The sequence below is a fragment of the Leptospira neocaledonica genome (assembly GCF_002812205.1).
GTDB classification, from domain to species: Bacteria; Spirochaetota; Leptospiria; order Leptospirales; family Leptospiraceae; genus Leptospira_B; species Leptospira_B neocaledonica.
The window spans coordinates 420,827-441,944 of sequence record NZ_NPEA01000002.1 but is presented as its reverse complement, the minus strand read 5'-3'; the positions used below and the strand labels follow the sequence as shown (position 1 = coordinate 441,944).

Annotated in this window: 21 protein-coding genes and 1 tRNA gene; 10 read left to right on the top strand and 12 right to left on the bottom strand. The window is 40.4% G+C overall.

Annotated features, from left to right (window positions below; translation table 11 throughout):
* Positions 1–40: 40 nt before the first annotated feature.
* Positions 41–604, bottom strand: a complete 564-nt coding sequence (locus CH365_RS04490) for a polyhydroxyalkanoate synthesis regulator DNA-binding domain-containing protein (RefSeq protein ID WP_100767394.1) — start codon at positions 602–604, stop codon at positions 41–43.
* Between the two features lie 180 nt (positions 605–784).
* Between CH365_RS04490 and CH365_RS04480 the strand changes: the two genes are divergently transcribed.
* Positions 785–1,672, top strand: a complete 888-nt coding sequence (locus CH365_RS04480) for a hypothetical protein (RefSeq protein WP_100767392.1) — start codon at positions 785–787, stop codon at positions 1,670–1,672.
* Here the strand turns inward: CH365_RS04480 and CH365_RS04475 are convergent.
* Positions 1,669–2,322, bottom strand: coding sequence for a DsbA family oxidoreductase (locus CH365_RS04475; RefSeq protein WP_100767391.1), 654 nt, complete (start codon positions 2,320–2,322; stop codon positions 1,669–1,671). The genes CH365_RS04480 and CH365_RS04475 overlap by 4 nt on opposite strands.
* Before the next feature lie 218 nt (positions 2,323–2,540).
* On the opposite strand from CH365_RS04475, the gene CH365_RS04470 reads away from it, so the two are divergent.
* On the top strand, positions 2,541–3,797 hold the full coding sequence (locus CH365_RS04470) for an SH3 domain-containing protein (RefSeq protein ID WP_165782571.1): 1,257 nt from the start codon (positions 2,541–2,543) through the stop codon (positions 3,795–3,797).
* Here the strand turns inward: CH365_RS04470 and CH365_RS04465 are convergent.
* The 3 genes from CH365_RS04465 to CH365_RS04455 all read right to left on the bottom strand — a co-directional run bounded on the left by CH365_RS04465 (position 3,794) and on the right by CH365_RS04455 (position 6,076).
* Positions 3,794–4,573, bottom strand: coding sequence for a hypothetical protein (locus CH365_RS04465; RefSeq protein ID WP_100767389.1), 780 nt, complete (start codon positions 4,571–4,573; stop codon positions 3,794–3,796). The two genes, CH365_RS04470 and CH365_RS04465, sit on opposite strands and share 4 nt — an antisense overlap.
* Positions 4,574–4,642: 69 nt before the next feature.
* The gene (locus CH365_RS04460; RefSeq protein ID WP_100767388.1) at positions 4,643–5,158 is read right to left on the bottom strand and encodes a TlpA family protein disulfide reductase; all 516 of its coding nucleotides are present in this window, start codon (positions 5,156–5,158) and stop codon (positions 4,643–4,645) included.
* An 18-nt stretch (positions 5,159–5,176) separates the two neighbouring features.
* On the bottom strand, positions 5,177–6,076 hold the full coding sequence (locus CH365_RS04455; RefSeq protein WP_100767387.1) for a decaprenyl-phosphate phosphoribosyltransferase: 900 nt from the start codon (positions 6,074–6,076) through the stop codon (positions 5,177–5,179).
* A gap of 224 nt (positions 6,077–6,300) precedes the next feature.
* On the opposite strand from CH365_RS04455, the gene CH365_RS19950 reads away from it, so the two are divergent.
* The gene (locus CH365_RS19950) at positions 6,301–6,471 is read left to right on the top strand and encodes a hypothetical protein (protein ID WP_165780436.1); all 171 of its coding nucleotides are present in this window, start codon (positions 6,301–6,303) and stop codon (positions 6,469–6,471) included.
* Between the two features lie 9 nt (positions 6,472–6,480).
* Here CH365_RS19950 and CH365_RS04450 read toward each other — a convergent pair whose 3' ends face one another.
* Positions 6,481–8,049 (bottom strand): TrkH family potassium uptake protein, encoded by a 1,569-nt coding sequence (locus CH365_RS04450; RefSeq protein WP_100767386.1) that lies wholly within the window; start codon positions 8,047–8,049, stop codon positions 6,481–6,483.
* A 260-nt stretch (positions 8,050–8,309) separates the two neighbouring features.
* Here CH365_RS04450 and fusA point away from each other — a divergent pair, with 260 nt between their 5' ends.
* The 7 genes from fusA (at position 8,310) to prmC (ending at position 15,145) form a co-directional block, all read left to right on the top strand.
* A complete protein-coding gene (fusA, locus tag CH365_RS04445) occupies positions 8,310–10,430 on the top strand; it encodes an elongation factor G (RefSeq protein WP_100767385.1) in 2,121 nt (706 codons plus the stop codon).
* A 93-nt stretch (positions 10,431–10,523) separates the two neighbouring features.
* Positions 10,524–11,177 carry an LIC_10271 family cell wall hydrolase gene (locus CH365_RS04440; RefSeq protein WP_425268534.1) on the top strand — a complete coding sequence of 218 codons (654 nt, stop codon included), beginning with the start codon at positions 10,524–10,526 and terminating at the stop codon, positions 11,175–11,177.
* A 36-nt stretch (positions 11,178–11,213) separates the two neighbouring features.
* Positions 11,214–12,443 carry an amidohydrolase family protein gene (locus CH365_RS04435; RefSeq protein ID WP_100767384.1) on the top strand — a complete coding sequence of 410 codons (1,230 nt, stop codon included), beginning with the start codon at positions 11,214–11,216 and terminating at the stop codon, positions 12,441–12,443.
* A gap of 24 nt (positions 12,444–12,467) precedes the next feature.
* On the top strand, positions 12,468–13,529 hold the full coding sequence (locus CH365_RS04430; RefSeq protein WP_100767383.1) for a tetratricopeptide repeat protein: 1,062 nt from the start codon (positions 12,468–12,470) through the stop codon (positions 13,527–13,529).
* Positions 13,530–14,171, top strand: a complete 642-nt coding sequence (locus CH365_RS04425) for a Crp/Fnr family transcriptional regulator (RefSeq protein WP_008594423.1) — start codon at positions 13,530–13,532, stop codon at positions 14,169–14,171.
* Between the two features lie 26 nt (positions 14,172–14,197).
* Positions 14,198–14,274 (top strand) — tRNA-Arg (locus CH365_RS04420).
* Positions 14,275–14,281: 7 nt separating this feature from the next.
* Positions 14,282–15,145 (top strand): peptide chain release factor N(5)-glutamine methyltransferase, encoded by an 864-nt coding sequence (gene prmC / locus CH365_RS04415; RefSeq protein ID WP_100767382.1) that lies wholly within the window; start codon positions 14,282–14,284, stop codon positions 15,143–15,145.
* 50 nt (positions 15,146–15,195) lie between these two features.
* On the opposite strand, the gene CH365_RS04410 is transcribed toward prmC, so the two are convergent.
* The 6 genes from CH365_RS04410 to CH365_RS04375 all read right to left on the bottom strand — a co-directional run bounded on the left by CH365_RS04410 (position 15,196) and on the right by CH365_RS04375 (position 21,114).
* On the bottom strand, positions 15,196–15,948 hold the full coding sequence (locus CH365_RS04410; RefSeq protein WP_244282983.1) for an SH3 domain-containing protein: 753 nt from the start codon (positions 15,946–15,948) through the stop codon (positions 15,196–15,198).
* 206 nt (positions 15,949–16,154) lie between these two features.
* On the bottom strand, positions 16,155–16,604 hold the full coding sequence (locus CH365_RS04405) for a hypothetical protein (protein WP_125226291.1): 450 nt from the start codon (positions 16,602–16,604) through the stop codon (positions 16,155–16,157).
* Positions 16,605–17,005: 401 nt separating this feature from the next.
* Positions 17,006–17,407: a hypothetical protein gene (locus tag CH365_RS04395; RefSeq protein ID WP_100767379.1), complete on the bottom strand. Its 402-nt coding sequence runs from the start codon at positions 17,405–17,407 to the stop codon at positions 17,006–17,008.
* Positions 17,379–19,214, bottom strand: a complete 1,836-nt coding sequence (locus tag CH365_RS04390) for a polymorphic toxin-type HINT domain-containing protein (protein ID WP_100767378.1) — start codon at positions 19,212–19,214, stop codon at positions 17,379–17,381. The genes CH365_RS04395 and CH365_RS04390 overlap by 29 nt, the downstream gene beginning before the upstream one ends.
* A gap of 311 nt (positions 19,215–19,525) precedes the next feature.
* The gene (locus tag CH365_RS04385; protein WP_100767377.1) at positions 19,526–20,002 is read right to left on the bottom strand and encodes a hypothetical protein; all 477 of its coding nucleotides are present in this window, start codon (positions 20,000–20,002) and stop codon (positions 19,526–19,528) included.
* A gap of 302 nt (positions 20,003–20,304) precedes the next feature.
* Positions 20,305–21,114 carry a tetratricopeptide repeat protein gene (locus CH365_RS04375; protein WP_100767376.1) on the bottom strand — a complete coding sequence of 270 codons (810 nt, stop codon included), beginning with the start codon at positions 21,112–21,114 and terminating at the stop codon, positions 20,305–20,307.
* Positions 21,115–21,118: the final 4 nt, after the last annotated feature.

The window sequence follows — 21,118 nt, the reverse complement described above, 5'->3', positions numbered from 1 at the left end:
TTAGTTAGGTCGATCTTAACTTTAGGAGACCGCAAATCCGTTATAAGGACTCGGTTTCCTTGACTCTTTCCGCAATCTTGCGAATTTTCTCCGATAGATCCTCGACAGCCAATTCCTTTTCGCCGCCTTCTTCCAATTCTCGACCTACTTTTTTCAGGTCTTCCTGGATCTGTTCGCTGTTTTCGCTGGCTCTCTGGGCCAAATGAGTGAGTAGGTCTTCGCGGTAACTTTTCACTTCTTCCAAACGAAGTTCTCCCAAAGCCACCATACTCTGCAGGATCCTATCCATTTTTTCCTTGGTTAGATAGGCAAGACCTATACCTCCTAGGACCAAACGGCCGAATAATGCACTGATATCTTTGCCTGTTTCTCGGATCAGGGCAGAAAGCATATAATTGGAAAATTCTTCGTTTCTCTGGCCCAAACTTACCTTGAGAAAGGTTTGGCCTAGAATCTTAGGAGTAATGTCCGCTCCGCTCATATTATCGATCACTTTGATCTCTTCGCCTGCGATGATCATCTCGGCGACATCTTCTAGAGTAATCGTTTTGCTGGTTTCGGGATCGTACAACCTTCTGTTTGCGTATCTTTTCAGAACTTTCATTCTTGGTTTTGCTCGTAATCAACGCTTTCAGGACAAGCCCACAAAAGCAGTTCGCCTGAAAGGCAAACTTGTTTTTCTTTCCGATTCCCCTTTCTAGTTGCGGGTTTTCCGCAATGCACCAATTCTAGGATCGGACGAAAATCCCCAAGGTCAAGGAAAAAACCCGTCCTTTGCAAAGAGATGAACTTACTATCCGATGCCTTACTTCTACACCGACTCAGCTCGGACGAACATGAGTTCCTAGTCGCTTTGTTAAAGTGGAAAGGAATAGATCATTTGGAATGGGTAAGAAGTTCTGGGTTTCCCCCATCCACTAAAGAAATTTTAGTTTGGAAGAAGGATGCGAGTCCTGAGGATATCCGCTCCGCTCATGATTGGTCGAGAGAAGTTTGTCTGATCGGAAGATTCGATGCAGAGGAAAAGAACTCTTTCGTGAGAGCAGGAGCGACTCGGATTTATGATCTGAATTCATTCGCATTGGAAGAATTTCCATTCTTCAAATTCTCAAAACCTCTACATCCAGAGATGGTGGTACTCACACAAAGTTCGGATCTTTTTTCAAAATATAGGTCTCTCCTTAGGGCCTGCGGTTCCAATGCTCATTGGTGCAAGGATATATTAGGACTTCCTAATATGTTAAAGGAAACCAAACCTGGGGTTTTGGTTTTGGATTCGGAATCTTTTTCCATTAGAGAACTTGTCCCAAAAATGAAAGGTCTTTTAGGGACTCCTTATTTTCCCCTCAGCTTTTGTCTGATAGATTTTAATAAGGAAAACGTGTATCAAAATTTGGCAACCGGTTTGAAGGACATCGCAAAGGCGTTTTTTGAACCTAAGGACCTTCTTCTTTTTTTAAGAGACAGACTAGCACTTGCCTCTCCTCCTAAAGACTCCTTTTTTCAGGCAATCGATTGGTCGGGAAGTCCCAGAAGTATCAGAGAATACGAATTTCCTAACGTTCCGGACGGAATGTTAGAAAGAGCGGAAGCTGCCTATTTATACAGGATCCGCCGTTTATTTTTATGGATGGGAGAAGGTGCTAATAGAGGAACTGAAATCTCCGCTTAAGCCTCAACCTCGGACTGCAATCTTTCAAAAACCTGTAAAAACAGGTCTACAGGCTGGGCACCAGAAACCGCATATTTCTCGTTAAAGATATAAAAAGGTACACCGGTCACTCCCAACATTTTACCTTCATTTTCTTCGGTTTCAATCTGGGCAAGAAGAGGAGAATCCTTGCGAACCTCTTCCAATTCGGATATTGGAACTCCAACTTGTGTCAGACTTTCTTGGATGATAGAATCATCTGAAAGATTTTTTCCTTCCGAAAAAAACTTTTGAAAGAATACTTCTGCAAGTTCTCCTTCTTTTCCATAATTTCTGGCCTTACGAATCAGCGCGTGGAGAAGAAAAGTATTCGGTTGGTGACCTTGTAGAATATTAGCAAACTGTAATCCATCTTCCTTGGCGATATCGGAAACCCTTTGGGTCATCATTTTTACCCGATCTAAAGAACCGAATTTTTTGACCATGTGAGCTTCTCTATCTTCTCCCCGTTCTGGAAGATCAGGATTTAATTGGAATGGTTTCCATTCTACGAGGATCTTGTCCCCGGGATGATCGCCTTCCCAGGACTCGATTGCCTTCTCCAACCTTTTTTTGCCTATATAACACCAAGGGCAAACCACGTCCGAATAAATTGAGATACTAGTTTCCAATGTCTTCTCCTGTAACTCTTAGACATACAAGATGCCTAAAAACTGCATCCTTTTTTTGGAAGAGATATGGTGAAATTAATCTTTGTCCAGAAGTTCTGCCGCTTCTATTTCTTCCATAATGACATATCAGAATCTGAATATATCATAACATTATGAAAATTATTCCGATCGACATTTTTCGGCATTTACTAATTTTTCATCCTTTGGAGACCAAAGTTTTGAAACTTAAACATTATAGTATTTTTCTATTTTTTCTAAACATATTTCTTACATCTCAATTCTGTGCGACAGTCCCAAAAGGTTTTGGACATGTATCTAGCAATGATCTTAAGGCGTTTCGTAATCCTTCCTTAAAAAGTGAGGTTGTATTTTCCATAGATAAGACAAACCCATACGAGGTCCTTGCCACAAATATTAAAGATTTGAATTCAACAAACGGAACTCCATGGCTAAAAATCCGACAAAAAGATAAAACTGGATTTATCCAAGAGGAAAATAAAGGTTCTAAATACGGGATCCAGATTTTCCTAGCTCCAATCAAAGAAAGATTTGGAATCGTTACCGCGACCCAATTATTATTGAGAGACTATCCGGGAAGTGAAGGAAAAGTTTTAGGAAAACTTAAAACTAGAGAAACTGTAGAGATCTTAGCGGAAGGCCAAAATAAAGTTAATATCGATGGTAACTCAGGAACCTGGGCAAAGGTAAAATCCAACGACGGCAAAATAGGTTTCGTTTTTACTCCCTATATTATGAGGGGTGAAGACCCTAATATTCTTCTAGCCCAAAAAGATTTGGAAATGAGAGAAGAAGGTTGGGTGTATATCCTAGAGGCCCCGGACAAATTGTATGATTTTAAAAATGGGAAATTAAAGGCACAAAGCAAATATGCGGATATTCGTTCTGAAGAATTTCTTCCAATCACAGGAAGGTTAGTCCGATCGGACGGTAAAGTTTATTTCAAAGTATATAAGGCAAACGCAAGCAGACCAGGCTTCGAGGATGATGTTACGGTTACTGTTTTAGCGGAAGGTTATATTTCTTCAAATTTAGTAAAAACAGCGAAAAGATACCCTTCTCTCTATATATCAATTCATCCCCAGGATTCCTTAAAGAAAAAGATCATAGAAAAGATAGATCAATCCGGAGGTAAAGAAGTAGATGTTGAAAGTGTACAGGTCAGTACGTTTAAGCATAAAGGTAAAACCTATTATGTAGCAATATTAAGATATATCAGCGGTTACAGTAGCTGCGATGGATTTTCTTGCGGTGAATATGATACCGTTTTTGCTTTTTCCAAAGTTGGCAATAACTTAGAAGAAATATTCGCAAACGAAGGAGACCATGTTTATTTTCACGAAGATGATCTATCAATCAACATAGATCGGATTTCTCCGCCGGAAGGTGATGAAACGTCAGGCGTTACGACCCAGATCGTATATAAGTTCAATGGGTCTCGTTTTGAAAAAGATTAAAAATAAGTGTCTTCGTCCAAAAGTTCTGCGGCTTCTATTTCTTCCAGACCTCTATTAGGAAATGCCTGCTCGTAGAATAATGCAGCAAATAAATCAAAGTCCTCGTCTGTAGGGAGATTTTTTTTCTCCCAGTATTCATTCCTTCTTTTGATCAGAATGGAGATTGTTTCATCTTCTAAGGAGAATTCTTTTCCACCTCTATTCATTCTGCGGATCAACCAATTCAGATTATGAATAAAAAAATTTCCTGTGAATTCCAAAGTAGAAAGAGAAGGTTCTCTTTTCATTAGATTTTCAGTATGATATAGAGGAACTCTTAAGTAGTACGGATCCTTGGTTTGTTGGTATTGTTTGTATCCATTAGAAATTGATTCGAAAAATGGCCAAGAATTTGTGTAAGAAGCTCGGATCAGTTTTTCTTTTTCAGGATGAAGCCTTGCTATATCCACAAGATCCACAAACTGGTCATTCTTCAAAGCTTCTCTTAAGATTGAATCCATTGGAGCGGGTCTTGGTTCCGAGTTAACAAGATATACGTAAAGATATTTGATCTCGTAAGCGAATCTGGATTCTCTTGGGATATAATATTCTATCCAGATCGGCTCTTTATAATAATTTACTAATTCTTCTTCTGGTAAGTCGGGAGTGACGCTAAGTGATTTTAACTTTTTGACGTCGTCTGTAATTACTTTTTGGCCGTGAACCCGAGTCCTGGAACGTTTGATCTGTTTGAGTTCAGATTTGTTTAAGAGTGGTTTCGGTTTGTACGAGTCCATCGGATTGATTATCGGAAATTAGAGGTGATAAATTCAAAGATGAGAAAAAAGACGGAAACTTTTAAGAGGCTAGGACCAGAAAATTCTAGCCCAGATCAGCCTTAGGAACATGCCCAAAGGACTCATAATTCCGGATTCTGCGAATCTGACCTTCCCTTCTCCGTCCAAAATATAAAAACTAGGATAACCTCTAATGCCCCAATCTCTGAGTAACATCGGATTTCCTACGATCACAGGAAAATCCACCGCTTGTTTTTCGAGATAATCTTTGAGAGCGGAGGAACTTTCTCCTTCTTCTACACTAATGAATGCGAAACGATTTTGATCTTTGAGTGTGGAAGCATACCACTTGACCAGAGGAAGATTCGTATTACAAACTCCGCACCAGGTCGCCCAAAAATATACTACTGTAGTTTTGCCTTTTATATTCGCTTTTTCACCTATAGGAGTTCTGAATTCTTTTCCATCCAAACTCACTACGGGTTCCGTATCCAAGGCTCTAAACCAGGCGAGAAAAAAAGTTGCGGAAAGTAGAAGGGCCAATGCTCCTCCGTACTGAAATCCTGCTTTTACTCTTTTGTTCATGCCTTAGTTAGACCTAGACTATAACTGAAAAGGAAGACTTTGTCCGGAACCTGAATACATAATCCAAACAACAAGTAAAAGCCAGAGAAATCCCGCCATAAGGACACCCCAGTCCGTCAAAATTGCCCTAGTAGGATTATGGCCCATATTTTTGATATAGATAATATACAAAGACCTAAAGATTGCATAAACTACGATCGGGATCGTATACACCATTTTATCTGTGCCAAGATTTTCAATCGTATGAGGGCTGGTAACGTACATAACGTAGGTGACTAATGTCATTGTGGCTACAATCCCCATCATCAAATCCAAGAAATTAACCGAGTATTCTTCTAGGATTTTTCTGTGCCCCTTAGCTCCTTCTTCCAATATGATAAGTTCTCCCCTTCTTTTTCCGAAGCCCCAGTAAAGAGCCAACATGAATGTGCAGAGAAGAAGCCATGAAGAGAAGCTCACTCCAACAACGATGGAACCTGCGATCGCTCTCACAACGAATCCGAAGGAGATGCTCATCACATCTAAGATAACCATATGTTTTAAGAAACGGCTATAAACTATATTAAAGATCAGATAACCTGCGACCCAATAAAAGAACTCTGCCTGTAATTTAAAGGACAGAACTAAGGTGATCGAAAGTAAAACTGCTGTCAGTAAAAGTGCTATAGTGGGAGAGATCGCCCCGGAAGCCAAGGGCCTATGCTTTTTTTCAGGATGAAGTGCGTCTTCTTTTCGATCCAGAAAATCATTTAGAACGTATTGGCAACTTGCGGTTAATGAAAATAGAAAAAAGGCGTAAATTGCCCTTTCTACCGATTCCAGGTCTCCTAATTTTTTCCCGAATATGATCCCAGCAAATAGGATGATATTTTTAATCCACTGGTGGGGCCTTAAAAGTTTTATATAGGAAAATAACATTCTCTCTCCCGAAATCAGGTTCGCTTTAGGGGCCAGATTGAACTGAAATAGAAGGCTTGCAAGGGAATTTTAGCTCTAAAATGGGAGGAGATTTCTCAGGTTTTAGGGGAAGATTCCACAAGTGACAAAAACAAAAAACTAGTCTGAAAGGATTAAAATCCAAATCTTCACTTTTAAATTTTAAGCTTTACGATTACTCATTGTTAGCTTATTAATTTTCCATTATGAACAGGAAAATAACATACAAGATCGTGGAAAGTAAAGACCCTCTGACACAAGACGCATTCGATCCGTTAGGAGCGATAGGTTTCGAACTCATCTCAGTAGTTCATGATCTAAAACTGGATCGTTATATCTATTATTTTAAATTGGCAGAGGCTCACCAACTTTCTTAAAACAACGAGTTATCCTACCTGGATCTTGACTCCGTCGTCTTGGGCTCCCAAGGTCCCTAATCCGGAATGGCCGGTAAACGCGATCAGAAGAGTGAACACACCTACTCTTCCCACATACATAATACAAGGATATAAAAACTTTTCTACTCCAGTGATATAAGGAGTTAATCCTTTTGTTAATCCAACAGTACCAAACGCAGACATAACTTCGAAAAAGATTTCTTCTATTCCATGTCTATGTCCGTTCGCAATCGTGATTACCAGCATAAAGAACACGATAGATATTGTTGCTAAAAAATAGATCCGAGTAGAGATCGCAATCGAGTTTTTAGAAACTTCTTCCCCCATGATGGTTACTCTTGCTTGAGGACTAATTACGTTTCTAAGATACATTAATAGAATTACAAAGGTTGTGATCTTGATACCACCCGCGGCTCCCTGAGGACCACCTCCCACAAACATCAAAGAGCAAAGAAGAACGTAAGTCGGACTTCTCATTTCAGAAAGATCGAACGTATTAAATCCAGCCGTCCTGGAAGAAACGGAGAGGAAGAATGAGTTGAATAGTTTGTCCACAAATCCTAGTTTCCCTATGGTTTCAGGATTATCCCATTCTGCCAATAATACCCCAATCCCACCCACATGAACCAATATTAAGGTTCCATAAAGTAGAAGCTTCATTTGTATCCTGTTCGCTTCTCCCTTGAGTGCCTTTCTGTATAGAGCCAGTCTTTCCTCGGCCCAGAAAGACATACGAATCAGGATGAGATAGATCCAAGAAGGTTCTTTACCTTCTTCCAATGCACGGGACATGAGATAAGTTTCCATGACCACTTCTACTCTATGCATTACGTTTCTGAACGCTTCGAGTAATGTTTTTTCGAAGAATAAAATAACCGGAAAACCGATGCCTCCCATAACTACTAAACTTTCTACCACCAAAAGAGAAAGTGGCTCTTTGGATAAGAATGTAAGATCGTCTACTATGGAAAATCCTGCGTTATTGAATGCGGAAACAGAAGTGAATAAACTTAAAAAAACTCGATTCGGATCTCCAGGTAATCCGCTTAGATCTTCCGGCATTGCCCAATACAATAAGAACGCGCCTAATAATTCTATCGAAACGGATATATTCAAAATAGATAATAGAATCCTTCGAACATAAGGAGCATTTTTACTTTTCCCATCCGCTGATTCGTGAGAGTCTATCGCTTCGAACACGAATGCTGCGATCCTAGTACTTCTGGAAAGTCCTCGAACCACCAGAATCCCTACGAGAACCGTAAATGTAATAATTCCCAATCCACCGATCTGGAATAAGAACATGATAATCACTTGGGTGGAGAATGCCAGTTCGCTGATACTAACCGTAGTTAATCCGGTAACACAGATGGCAGAGGCAGCTAAATAGAATGAATCCGCATAGGAGATCCTACCTTCTTCCGAAGCATAGATCATGAAGGACCCAATCAAGATCGCTCCTGCAAAGGCAAGACAAAGAATCCTTGCTACTGACAATAGCAAAAACGCCCTGGCGATTCTGTTTACATTTCGTTTAAAGAACTTGAATGAGCCCATGTATAAGGGAAAAACTACCCTTCCAGAAACTATTTTGACCCTGGCACAGCGGGGCAATGAATTTCCTATAATACAGACCAGGATCACCATCTATTCTTGGAAACGATCTTTACAAACGCGCCCCTTTCCGAAAATTGGTAAGAATTAGGGTTCCTTTACCTAGGGAACCCAGTCAGATTAGTATCCACGTAAAGTTTTTATTCCGCTCTGTTAAAGAGTGTTAATAGGATTTTCCGTGTGAACTTTTAAAGAGGACTCTAATGAGCACTGCAGTTGCGGACTTCAAACCCACCGAAAAACTCCTAAAAACTAGGAATATCGGTATTTCCGCCCATATCGATTCAGGGAAAACCACTCTGACCGAGAGGATTCTATTCTATACTAACCGTATCCATGCCATCCACGAAGTTCGTGGTAAAGACGGAGTCGGTGCGAAGATGGACAGTATGGAATTGGAGCGCGAGAGAGGAATCACCATCCAATCCGCTGCTACCTACTGCCAGTGGAAGGGCCATACTATCAATATCATCGATACTCCGGGCCACGTTGACTTTACCGTTGAGGTAGAGCGTTCCTTACGTGTTTTGGATTCCGCGATCTTAGTTCTTTGCGGAGTTTCCGGAGTTCAGTCTCAATCCATCACTGTGGACAGACAGATGCGCCGCTATAACGTTCCTCGTGTAGCTTTTATTAATAAGTTAGACCGTACTGGAGCGAATCCTTTCCGGGTGATCGACCAATTACGTGAGAAACTAAAACATAACGCTGTTCCGGTTCAAATTCCTATCGGTCTAGAAGGGGATTTAGTAGGAATCGTAGACTTAGTTACCATGAAAGCCGTTTATTTCGAAGGAAAAGACGGAATGGAAATCACCGAAAAAGAAATTCCTGCTGAATTACAAGAACTCGCTCAGAAAAAGAGAGAAGAACTCTTGGACGCAGCTTCTATGTTCTCGGACGAATTGACTGAGGCTTTGCTGGAAGGAGAACCTACAGTAGAGCAGATCAAAACTGCGATCCGTAATGGAGCTATTTCTTTAAAACTGACCCCAGTTTTCATGGGTTCCGCTTTCAAAAACAAAGGAGTTCAAAAACTTCTGGATGGAGTTTTAGATTACCTAGCTTCTCCAGTGGATGTTGTTAACTCCGCTTTGGACGTTAAAAACGAATCCGAAAAAGTAGTTCTACCTTCTGATAAAGACAAACCGCTCGTTTGCCTCGCGTTCAAACTTGAGGACGGACGTTATGGTCAGTTGACCTATGTTCGTGTCTACCAAGGAAAGATCCAAAAAGGTATGACCATCTACAATATGTCGAACAACAAAAAGCATAACGTTGGTCGTTTATGCCGTATGCACTCCGACGAGATGGAAGATATCGACTACGCAGAAGCGGGAGATATTATCGCATTATTCGGTATCGATTGTGCTTCCGGGGATACTTTTACTGACGGAAAAATGAACGTTTCTATGGAATCCATGTTCGTTCCTGCTCCGGTAATCTCTCTTACAATCGAAGCTAAAGAATCTAAACATTTGAACAACCTGGCAAAAGCTCTCAACCGCTTTACCAAGGAAGACCCTACGTTCCAAACTCACGTAGACCAAGAATCCGGACAAACCATCATCAAAGGAATGGGAGAACTTCACCTCGAAGTTTATATCGAAAGGATGAGAAGGGAATACGGAGTGGAGCTGATCACTGGTGCTCCTCAGGTTGCATATCGTGAAACTATCACAAGCCGTGCAGACTTCGATTACACCCACAAAAAACAAACGGGTGGTCAAGGTCAGTTCGGTCGTGTTGCAGGATTCATCGAACCTATCCCATTGGAAGAAGATAAAAATTACGAATTCGTAAACAGTGTCGTGGGAGGAGCAATCCCTCGCGAATTTATCTCTTCTGTAGATAAAGGATTCAAGAGCTGTTTGGATCGTGGAAGTATGATCGGATTCCCTATCATCGGAGTAAAACTAACCATCAATGATGGGTCTTACCACGATGTGGACTCTTCCGATATGGCATTCCAGATCGCAGGACGTTATGCATTCCGCCAAGGATTCAGCAAAGCAAATCCTCAGATTCTTGAGCCTATCATGAGAGTAGAAGTCGACGGTCCTGCGGAATTCCAAGGTCCAATCCTTGCTTCCTTGAACCAAAGACGGGGAATGATCCTCAACACTACCGAGCAAGACGGATATTGCAAAGTGGAAGCAGAAGTTCCTCTTTCCGACATGTTCGGGTATTCTACTGTGATCCGTTCTTCTACCCAAGGAAAAGCGGAGTTCTCTATGGAATTCTCTCGTTACGCTCCTGTCCCAAGAAACGTAGCAGAAGAATTACAGAAAAAATACAAACCGAACTCCAAAGACGAAGATTGATCTTTCAGTAATATCTTTCTTTTTGGAAAAAAGGGAGCCGATCAGGCTCCCTTTTCTTTTTGGTGGAGGAGAAATTTGCCGATATTTTAGAGTATGCGAGAGTTCTATTTCATTCGTCTGATATGTTTCGGAATGATGCTCATTTCTTTTCCTTATAGAATCGACTCCGCAGGAACTCCCTTAAAGATCCACACTGTCAAACCGAAGGAAACCGCATTTTCCATCTCCCAAAAGTACGGATTGGATTGGAGAATACTTCTAGAATGGAACGGCAAAAAAGAAAACGAAGGTTTGAAAGCGGGAGAAAAACTGAAAATCCCTCATAACCTATCCTATTCTTCTCGAATTGAAAAAAATTTGCCTGAGGACTCGCCTTCTTCCGGAACCCCTAAATTCCATTCTCCTTTAAAAGCACTTCCTCCTGTTTCACTTCCTTATTCTAATCTATCTTATTATCCGAACAAGGGAGTCCTGTTCAAGGCTAGCAGACATAAGGATGTTCATCCGATCCGATCCGGCAAAGTAGTTGTACTGGACCAAATGGACGGTTACAGGAAATATATTATATTAGAGCATAAGGGCGGATACTCTAGCGTGTATGCAAATCTCAGATCCGTTTCCGTCAAAGAAGGCGAAACGGTAAAAACAGGAGATTCTTTAGGAGAATTGGAAGAAGGGAAAGGACTTTACTTCCAGATCAACCAAGGTACCAAAGCTGTGGATCCGATCCCACTTTTGAAATACTGATCGCGGCTATTAAGTATATTAGGTTTTTGCACTTAAATGGAATGGGAAATCGTAAATTCTAAAGCCGTTACTCCACAAGGAGTATTGGAGAACGCAACTATCCGGATCAAGGACGGGAGGATTTCTTCTCTCTCCTCCGGGATCCCAAAAGATGTTCTGCCGATCCGGATCAATCTAAGAGGAAATTTTGTTTATCCGGGGCTGATCAACGCTCACGACCATCTTCTTGGCACTTACCTTCCTAAAGTTGGTACGAACCGTCCTTATTTGAATTGGCTTCCTTGGGACAATGATCTCAAATCATCCGTAGTATATGCAGAAAGGCAACAACTCGAACCGGAGCAGTTGTATTTATTAGGTTCTTATAAAAATCTGATCAGCGGCGTGACTTCCGTTTTAGATCATATTCCCCACTTCGTCCAAAAACCTTTTTTGGATAAATCTCCGGTTCGGATTCTGGAACGTTTTACCTTAGCTCATAGTATCTGTTCTTATTCTCTCGGCTGGGGAGATGGGCCTCAGATAGAATACGCGAGAGCGAAAGAAGGGAACCTTCCCTTTGTAACCCATATCTCCGAAGGATTCGACGAAGAATCCAAAAATGCCCTAAGAGAATTGAATTCTCTCGGCTGTTTGGGAGAAAACACAGTACTCGTTCATGGGATCGCATTCGATGCGGAAGATATCAAAACGGTTTCTAAAACAAAGGCAAATTTGGTATGGTGTCCCGAATCCAATTTGTTCATGTTCGGCAAAACCGCGCCGATCCGGGAAATCCTGGAAGCAGGAATTAACGTGAGTTTGGGCACTGATTCTCCAATGTCCGGTTCTATAAATATTTTCCAAGAGATCAGAGCCGCACGGGAATTTTTTGCCAAAGAATATGGAAAAGAATTGGATCCTAAAATTGTTTTTAAGATGGTCACCGAAAATCCGGCAAAGGCGCTTCGGGTAGAGAACGATCTGGGCAAATTGGAAATCGGAAAAAAAGCGGATCTTTTAGTTCTTTCTTCCGAAAAAGAAGACGCCTACCAAACACTTTGCACTGCGGATCTTAAGTCCGTACGTTTGGTGGTGAAGGACGGGAAACCTTCCTACGGTGACCTTTCTTTGAAAGATTTTTTTGACGAAACAGGCGTGACAGGGCGCGAAATTAAGATCGCCGGAACCGATAAATACCTTGCAGGAGACCCCCTAGGGTTGCTAGAATCGGTCACCCGGGCCCTTGGTTACAAAAAGGATTTGGCATTTTTTCCTGTCGGGTAAGATTTAGAGAAGAAGGTAACGGTCTTGGCTGGGCCCATAATCCGAACTTATAAAGGCGGCTCCATTATTTACTTCGAGAAAGATCGATCGGAGGATATTTACGTCCTCAGACAAGGTCGAGTCGTTCTCACGTACACCGCGATTGATTCCGGTTACGAGGTTAAAGAAGACGTACGACTGGGAGAGTTTTTCGGAGTCAAATCAGCACTCGGAAAGTATCCTAGGGAAGAAACCGCTCAGGTTGTAGGTGGAGCCACAGTCTTAGTTTTTAAACTTTCAGACTTCGAAACATTCGTAGCCGAAAAAACCCATCTGATCTTAAAGATGATGAAGGTTTTCTCCAGCCAATTGCGACTGGTTCACAAAAAACTGAGAGAAATTTTAGGCCAGGCAGAAGCCAGAAATCCTGCATTCGAGCTTATGAACGTCGCCGAAGTATTTTATAAAAACAATAACTTCGAACACGCAGCTTACGGATTCGCAAAATATTTAGAACATTATCCTAGCGGGGCTTATGCAGGAAGAGCAACCGAGCTACAAGATCTAGCAAGAAAGGGAACACCTTATCCTATCAATATGCCACCGTTAGTCTACGATGCAGCTTCTACCAGAGCTCCTATGTCCCAGGAAAATCTGCAGAATATTATGAAACCTGCTACGGAAAAAACGAATCTCGGGGCAGGAACTGACAATACGATTACTTCTCTTTATAACCGCGCTCATACGTTCTTGAATGTAGGAAAATTCGAAGAAGCGGCCGGTATATTTAAAGACCTAATGGTTCGCACAGATTTCAAATATGATAGCGAGAAGAAGCTCGTGGACAACGCACTTTTCCAAATGGGTGTTTGTTTCTTAAAGTTGAATAATTTGGATACTGCAAGCAATACCTTCTCTGCTTATATCAAAAAACACCCATCCGGAGAATCAGTAAAAGAGTCTTTATTTCATTTGGCCGAGATCGCGGAACAACAAGGAGATCGTCAAAGAGCAGGAATGTTATTCGGCAAGGTAGCATTACTTCCTCCCGAAAGAGACAGTCTTTCCCAGAAGGCTCGCCAAAAAGCCAAGGAGCTCAGCACCTAAATGGATTTAATGCTCGAGTCAATGTTCTCAAAGTTCGGAAAAACTTTCGAACCGAACCAGATCATATTCTGTGAAAACGAACCAGGAAACGATTTCTTTCTGATCCAAGCAGGAAAAGTAAAGATTACCAAAACCGTGGGGAATTCCATCAAAACTTTAGATATCCTGGAACAAGGAGATATCTTCGGAGAGATGGCGATCTTAGAAGAACAACCTAGAAGTGCTACGGCAATCGCAATCTCAGAAGTAAAAGTTCTGAACTTCAATAGAGCCAACTTCGAACTCCTAATGACCAAGAACCCTACGCTTGCGCTCAAGATTCTCACAATCTTCTCCGTAAGAATTTACGACGCAAAACGAAGATTGCTCATCCTATTGCTAGACGATATCATCGGAAAAGTGGCCGACGTATTCTTAATGTTGTATGAGAAGATGCACACTCATACCGAATTCAAAGAGGTCGTGCTCAACGTCACTGTAGAAGACGTGGCAGATTGGTGTGCCCAACCTGTGGGAGAAGTCCAAAAGGTTGTGAATCAATTTGCTAAAAGTGGCAAAATCGAGATCTACTCCGACAAAATCGTTATTCACAATATTAACGACTTCCAGAGAATAGTCTCCCAGAAGCGCAAACCTTCTTAACCGAATACCCGCGTTCTAAAGATAAAGGTCCCGTAGCTCAGGTGGACAGAGCAGAAGTTTCCTAAACTTTTGGTCGGAGGTTCGAATCCTCTCGGGGCCACCATCAAACCATGGCAGATTCCCAAGACAACGTTCTGAACCTACTCAAGAAATCGGAAGAATTCTTAAAAAAGAAAAACATACCTTCCGCAAGATTGGATGCGGAGATATTACTCGCAGACTTACTCAAGATCCAAAGAGTAAAACTCTATATAGACTTCGAAAGACCACTTTCCTTATCCGAAAAAGACGAATACAGAGAAAGAATCGTCCAAAGATCCAAATTTAGACCTACAGCATACATCATTGGGAAGAAAGCATTCTTCGATTCAGAATTCTATGTGAACGAATCGGTTCTGATTCCTAGACCGGAAACGGAAGAATTAGTCGCTTGGGTTTTGGAAGAATATCCCAACAAAGAAAACAATTTAGAAGTATTGGACCTTTGTTCTGGCAGTGGATGTATCGGGATCAGTCTTGCCAAGGCCAGAAAAGAATGGAAAGTTTCTTTCACGGACGCTTCCGAATCCGCATTAGAGATCAATCGGAAGAATATTCAGGAAATCTTAAATGCAGAAAGAAGTTTCGAACTCTATCACGGAGATCTGCTCTCCCCTATTCCTAACGAGACCAAATTCGATCTAATCGTTTCTAATCCACCTTATATTCCGGAATCGGATAAATCGACGATCATGCCTGACGTTGCCGATTACGAGCCGCATCTCGCTTTATTCGTATCCGATTTCCAAGGTTTCCATACAAAAATCCTAACAGAGGCAAAGTCCAAGCTTAGGACCCAAGGAAAGCTTTATCTAGAAACCCATCCTAGATATTCTAGCTGGTTAAAAGAAACTGCACTTTCCCTCGGATACTCCGAGGCGGATCTAAAAAAGGATCTTTCAGGTAGAGATAGTTTTGTTCGGTTGAAGCTTTAAAATTCTCAAAAATAAATGCAGGAAGCTTGAAAGTTTAGCCAAAACGTTGCTCACTCTGAGATCGCCTTCAACTGATTTCCCGGATCGAAAATTGTGCACTCTATCCCCTTCGTTTTCAGAACAGGCTGCAGAAAAGATTCGTCTTCACTTAGAGTCCAAGCCTTGCGGATTTTCAGTTTATCCAATACCAACTCATAATGATTTCCGATTGTTACTCCGGTCTTACGCATTTGGATCTTTAAGATCGCAAGTATGATTTCTTGACCATCTAACCCTGGAGTATTACATTGAGCGGTAACGCGATTTAATATTTCTTCGTCTTTTTGGGGAATATCCAACGTAATTGCATGTAAGATCTTCCATTCGATCAGATTTTCCGAGATCTGGTTCTTTCTTTCTAAAAACGCAAAAATATGTTTTGGATCCGCTTGGTAAATATTTAAGAACAAATCCTGGTTTATAAACTGACTACGAATTAGTTTCAGAGATTGGATTCGATGGCGATAAACAAGACCCGTATACGAATTTGAACCTGGGGGAAGAAAATCCGGATGTTTAAAACTTAGGTATCCACCGAAAACCCAACCTTCTCCTTCTTCACTTTTGATCTTATACCAATAATTTTCGAATCCATCTATATGAGCTAATCGTTGGTCCTTTTCTAGGATTTTCACTTCTCCTTTATGAGGAATCATTGCAGTCTTTTCGGAAGAAAGTTTAGGAGCGGAACGGATTCTAAGACCGGCCCCATTATTTACATATGCGGATTGGTAATTGGAAAAACATCCCAACAAAAACGTCATGCAAAATGTGACAGAGAAGTATTTTAGAAATCTAATCATCGAACACACAGATTTATATATACTCCGCATAAATCGGATCGTCTAACAAAAAATAAATGATTTGTTGATTTTAAATTATTCGATGTGTGCGGTGCGCGTCACTGGCGGGGGAGGGAATAAATCAACAGCAATCGATAATGTTCGAGCCAATTGAATCCAGACTCTTCTTATTTATTTTTTAAATAGTAAAAGATAGAATCTTCCGTTTGCTCTGCATTATCAGCAATATCTTCTTTGTAGTATGGCTCGAATTCACCTCTTCTGGATTTAGTTTTCGAATTTAATCGATTATCGTGATATGTATATATTTCAATCAGACCACCCTTTTTATACATCTCGCCAATTATTACATCCTTTTTGTCCCAGCCGACTGAATAAACATATCCTGGTGTTTCAAAAAACTGCGAATACATTCTCGTATCTTTATCATAAGTAGCTTTGTCGAAGTCTATATCTTGAAAATGGATCTTCCTAATATGCGGTAGATCAAAAGTTTCCTTTTTAGAAATTTGACAGCCAATATTAATTAATACAAAAAAACTAATTACTATAACATACTGGAACTTCAAAATAACCTCCATTAAACGTTCTGATTTGACAGTTGGTCTTCTTTCCATCTTGAATATTTTGCTCCATTTTTGTTTCACGCAGGGCCGCTAAGACGCGAGGGGTAAAATTTTTTACAATCCGTCTTGCACTTGGAGGCAACACTCCTACTGGAAGGATTGTTTCATGTAGTGCCCCTCCAAATGATGTTTTAAACGGAGCTATTCCAGATAAATTAAGATTCTCCACTCAAATCAAAGAAGCTGTCGCAAAAAGAATCATTGAGAATAGAAAAATCAACTGTCCTCAGTGTTAATCTCAATTATCTACAGAAAAAGAGTGTTAGTTTTCTTACCCAGAGCAGGTGTCCGGATATCCGGACAAATCTTTCTCGGTTTTACGTGGATTCTGCACGGGAGAGATAAATCAACAGCAATCGATAATCTTCGAGCCAATTGAATCCTGACTCTGCTTATTTACTTTTCAAATAATAGAAGATAGAGTCCTCTGTTTGTTCTATACTTTCAGCAATATCTTCTTTGTAATACGGCTTGAATGCATGTCTTTTCATTTTAGCCTTCATGCTTAACTCTCCATCCTGATAGATAAATATTTCCACATCTTCATTCTTTTGTAAAGATTCAGAGGATACACTTCCCTTCTCATTCCAAGAAATAGAATAAGTAAGCACACTAGTATCAAAATATTGCGAGTATAAATGAGAGTCTTTATTAAATTCTGCTTTTTTAAAATCAATATTGTTGACGAATTGCTTTCTCACTTCGGGGAGTTCGAAAATCTCCTTCTTTGCCGCTTGGCATTTCAAGATGATCAACACTAAAAAATTAATTACTATAACATACCGGAACAACATAGTACCCTCCATTATACGTTCTATCCTGACAATTGGTCTTCTTTCCATCTTGAATATTTCTCTCCCTTATTTTCATATATTCTTCATAGGCCTTTTGAATCTCCGGTAAAGTTGGATTAATTGAAATAGTAGAAGCCTTACTCGGAGATTCAGTGATTGTCTGATGCGAGAACGATCCAACCGTTTTTACTGTTTGAAAATGACGGATCATTTCCATTTCTGCGTACCCATCCGAATGTCCTCGATACATTAAAGCTTTGTCGGCAATATTAAGCATTGAACGATAGTCTCCATTTTCTCCAAAAGTCCTAGCCTGATCCATTAGCTTCATCTTTTCGTAATAAGTTTTATTGAATACATCCCGCTCTCGCATGTCTAAATCTATATTTTTCTGCTGAAATGCTACTTCCTTATTATGATCTCTATGCTGTTGATTTATACGTGGATCAGCAAGATCCCCAACAGTAGTATCGTAAGTCGTCTTGCCTTCGATTGTATCCAGAAAATCTTTCCTCTTATTAATTAAGATATCAAGACCGCCGTTCACGTCACGGAATTCGCGTTTAGCTTTCTTTTCTTCTCTCATTAGCAAGTCATCCATGAGGCGAATTGCGTCTTTTGTATCTCTAGTCTCAGCCATTTCTTTTAACTTCTTCTGAAATGCATAACCCTCAGATCCAACTTCAAGTGCTATCCCGAGAAAACCAAGTGCGCCCGTTGCTCCTCTGTAAAGTGTCTTACCAATAGATTTTGCCACTTCAAGCGTCCCATCCAACAAACCTCCTGCAGTTACGTCTGCAACATGGTTTCTTATATCCAGCTTTGCCTCAATTTCATCGTGAATTGCTCGCCTGTCCGAATATTTATTACTATAATCCTGATTATGCACCCAAACTCCGATTTCACCTACAAAGTATGTGTGAAAATCATCTACAACAAAGTTATAAACTGTCTCAAAGCGATTTTCAATAATGATCTCTTCGATTTCCAGGATTTCTCCATTCGCTGTTATAGTAATATCTCCGGATTGAAGATCCTTAGCTTCTTTCCATTCGGAGTTCTCTATTCGATAATCCTGATCTTTAAATTCAGCCTTCAAGCGTCTGAATGGGTGATTCCACGTAGTCTCTAACATGGTTCCGTCAACAAAAATCACTTTGAAGATCGTCTCTGTTTGGCGAACAAATGTTTTAGAAACTCGTTTGTAACCAAGTTCTCCAGTCATATCACTCTTCGTCAATACAACATCCCCAACTTTCACCGTCTCAATAGCCCTCAATCCATCCTTCGTATGAACAAGCGTCCCGGCAACAAAGCAACTTCTAAAAACTACTTCACCCTTATCATTGATATAAGCAAAGTCTCCAAATGCATTCCCAGCAAGTTGGTTCAGATAGATCTTAGCTTGTTCTCCAACTTGATTAAAGAAACCAGCTTCCGCTGTTCCGTTTTTGTCTTTTCCCTGAACGTCAACGGTAGAAACCGCTGGAGAATTCTGAATCGCATCTTTCAGATTTTGGTTACCCTTTATATACGCTTCGTTATGCACTGCTCCCATCATCTCATTCAAGGATAAAAGTGCAGATTGTCTCAAAGCCGGATCTGCATCCGGATTACGTACCGTATCTGAAAGGTTCTGAATGACTTCTGGTAGATTTTGTGGTTTTACTCCGTAACCATCCGCAATCGATTTTAAACTTTCACTATTTGCGATTAAATTAGGATCTTTTAATACGTCTCCGTAAGTCCCGGCCACCTTCATCTGCGATTCTGTCTTGGCCTTATCTGCCAAAGTCTGTGCAGTCATGACTGTATAATCATTTCCGAAGTTTGTATTTCCAGTTACTTGCCCCCAACTGTTCGTCTCGGAGTTATACGTTACGCCTAACCCTTGGTTTATATTTGGTTTTTATAATTATTGGCCGCCTCCTTGCTACGCAAGGACCGGGCTGCTTCAGGTTCGGGCAGTCGCCCTCATCCCTACGCGATTAGGTTAGTTTTACAGAGCTATTTTTTAGGATGCGCGACGGGACGCTTCGCGCCTTGCGTATCCCTGGCGGGGGAGAGATAAATCAACAGCAATCGATAATGTTCGAGCCAATTGAATCCCGACTCTTCTTATTTATTTTTTAAATAGTAAAAGATAGAATCTTCTGTTTGCTCATTAGTGTTTACACTTTCTTTATAGTATGGTTCAAAAGCATATCTCTTCATTTTAGCTTTCATGCTCAATTTTCCATCTTGATATGTGAAGATTTCACGCGCATCCCCTTTAGTTAATGATTCAGAAATAATCGATGCTTTATTTTGCCAAGCAATCATATACGAATAACCAAGCCCATTTATGAACTGTGAGTAAATTTCCGCGTCCTTGTTATATTCGGCTTTTCTAAAATCTATCTCTTGAAGATGAGTCTTCCTAATATGCAGCAGTTCGAAAGTTTCCTTTTTAGAAATTTGACAGCCAATATTAATTAATACAAAAAAACTAATTACTATAACATACTGGAACTTCAAAATAACCTCCATTAAACGTTCTGAATTGACAGTTGGTTTTCTTTCCATCTTGAATATTTTGCTCCATTTTTGTTTCACGCAGAGCCACTCCAAATGATGTTTTAAACGGAGCTATTCCAGATAAATTAAGATTCTCCACTCAAATCAAAGAAGCTGTCGCAAAAAGAATCATCGAAAATCGAAAAACCAACTGTCCCCAGTGTTAATCTCAATTATCTACAGAAAAAGAGTGTTAGTTTTCTTACCCAGAGCACGTGTCCGGATATCCGGACAAATCTTTCTCGGTTTTACGTGGAGTCTGCACCGGTTTTACGTGGATTCTGCACTGGATATTACGTTTGGCATGGGACAGGACAGTTTAAAATGTTAATTTCTCGCTTTCACTTTTTACTAGAGGAACTTCTTCCTTCCAAAATCCCCACAAAATCTGTATTGAATGCAGGTTCCTTTCCTTTAGGATAACCGATCTTTGCTCCTGAGTTTACTACTTCCAAAAGCTTTTTCGATTCCTTATATTGAATTTCAAATTCGCGTCTTAATTCCCAGCGAGAAACATTATCATACTTCTTGATGAATTCTTCTAAATATTTCTTCGCCCCTTCTCGATTCCCTTGGATAAAGTAGATTTTACCGAGAGAGAAAATATTTTTCATTCCCATTCGTTCGGGAGGATCCCTTTTTAACGATTCTAAAAAGTTTTCTGTAGCTAAACCATATTCTTTCATTTCTCTATAGCAAACGGCAAGATTATTATAAGGAGCATTTGAATTACTTCCGTAAATGGAATCCAAGCGAAGATGTTCATTTGCATACTTAATGCATTCATTAAACTTTTTTTCTGCCATTGCGCAAAGGGACAAATCATTATAAGCTCCATCATTGTCTTTGAACAACTCTAAAGCCTTAGTTGCATATTTTTTTGCCGAATCACAATCAAATTTATCCACAAAATTGCTAGCAATAGTTGCATAAACCTTAGATAATTGGATCTTCGCTTTCTCATTCTTTGGTTCTAATGTAATAGCTCGATTCGCTAAAATCAGAGCTTTCTCTAAGTTCCCTTGCTTGGCATATCCATCAGAATAGCGAATCAACTCGTCCACTTCTGTTACGTCACCTTCTTGATCCTTACAATCTACCGAAAAAGAAATGATCCATGCCAGTATAAGATTCAGAACAATTAATCGCATTCGA

Bases quoted from the DNA above. Each gene is read 5' to 3' on its own strand.
- CH365_RS04375 (WP_100767376.1), bottom strand. From the start codon at position 21,114: ATGCGATTAATTGTTCTGAATCTTATACTGGCATGGATCATTTCTTTT.
- CH365_RS04405 (WP_125226291.1), bottom strand. From the start codon at position 16,604: ATGGAAAGAAGACCAACTGTCAAATCAGAACGTTTAATGGAGGTTATT.
- CH365_RS04390 (WP_100767378.1), bottom strand. From the start codon at position 19,214: ATGACTGCACAGACTTTGGCAGATAAGGCCAAGACAGAATCGCAGATG.
- CH365_RS04450 (WP_100767386.1), bottom strand. From the start codon at position 8,049: ATGGGCTCATTCAAGTTCTTTAAACGAAATGTAAACAGAATCGCCAGG.
- CH365_RS19950 (WP_165780436.1), top strand. From the start codon at position 6,301: ATGAACAGGAAAATAACATACAAGATCGTGGAAAGTAAAGACCCTCTG.
- CH365_RS04410 (WP_244282983.1), bottom strand. From the start codon at position 15,948: ATGACGTTTTTGTTGGGATGTTTTTCCAATTACCAATCCGCATATGTA.
- CH365_RS04480 (WP_100767392.1), top strand. From the start codon at position 785: ATGAACTTACTATCCGATGCCTTACTTCTACACCGACTCAGCTCGGAC.
- CH365_RS04460 (WP_100767388.1), bottom strand. From the start codon at position 5,158: ATGAACAAAAGAGTAAAAGCAGGATTTCAGTACGGAGGAGCATTGGCC.
- fusA (WP_100767385.1), top strand. From the start codon at position 8,310: ATGAGCACTGCAGTTGCGGACTTCAAACCCACCGAAAAACTCCTAAAA.
- CH365_RS04455 (WP_100767387.1), bottom strand. From the start codon at position 6,076: ATGTTATTTTCCTATATAAAACTTTTAAGGCCCCACCAGTGGATTAAA.
- prmC (WP_100767382.1), top strand. From the start codon at position 14,282: ATGGCAGATTCCCAAGACAACGTTCTGAACCTACTCAAGAAATCGGAA.
- CH365_RS04395 (WP_100767379.1), bottom strand. From the start codon at position 17,407: ATGTTGTTCCGGTATGTTATAGTAATTAATTTTTTAGTGTTGATCATC.
- CH365_RS04435 (WP_100767384.1), top strand. From the start codon at position 11,214: ATGGAATGGGAAATCGTAAATTCTAAAGCCGTTACTCCACAAGGAGTA.
- CH365_RS04465 (WP_100767389.1), bottom strand. From the start codon at position 4,573: ATGGACTCGTACAAACCGAAACCACTCTTAAACAAATCTGAACTCAAA.
- CH365_RS04490 (WP_100767394.1), bottom strand. From the start codon at position 604: ATGAAAGTTCTGAAAAGATACGCAAACAGAAGGTTGTACGATCCCGAA.
- CH365_RS04425 (WP_008594423.1), top strand. From the start codon at position 13,530: ATGGATTTAATGCTCGAGTCAATGTTCTCAAAGTTCGGAAAAACTTTC.
- CH365_RS04440 (WP_425268534.1), top strand. From the start codon at position 10,524: ATGCGAGAGTTCTATTTCATTCGTCTGATATGTTTCGGAATGATGCTC.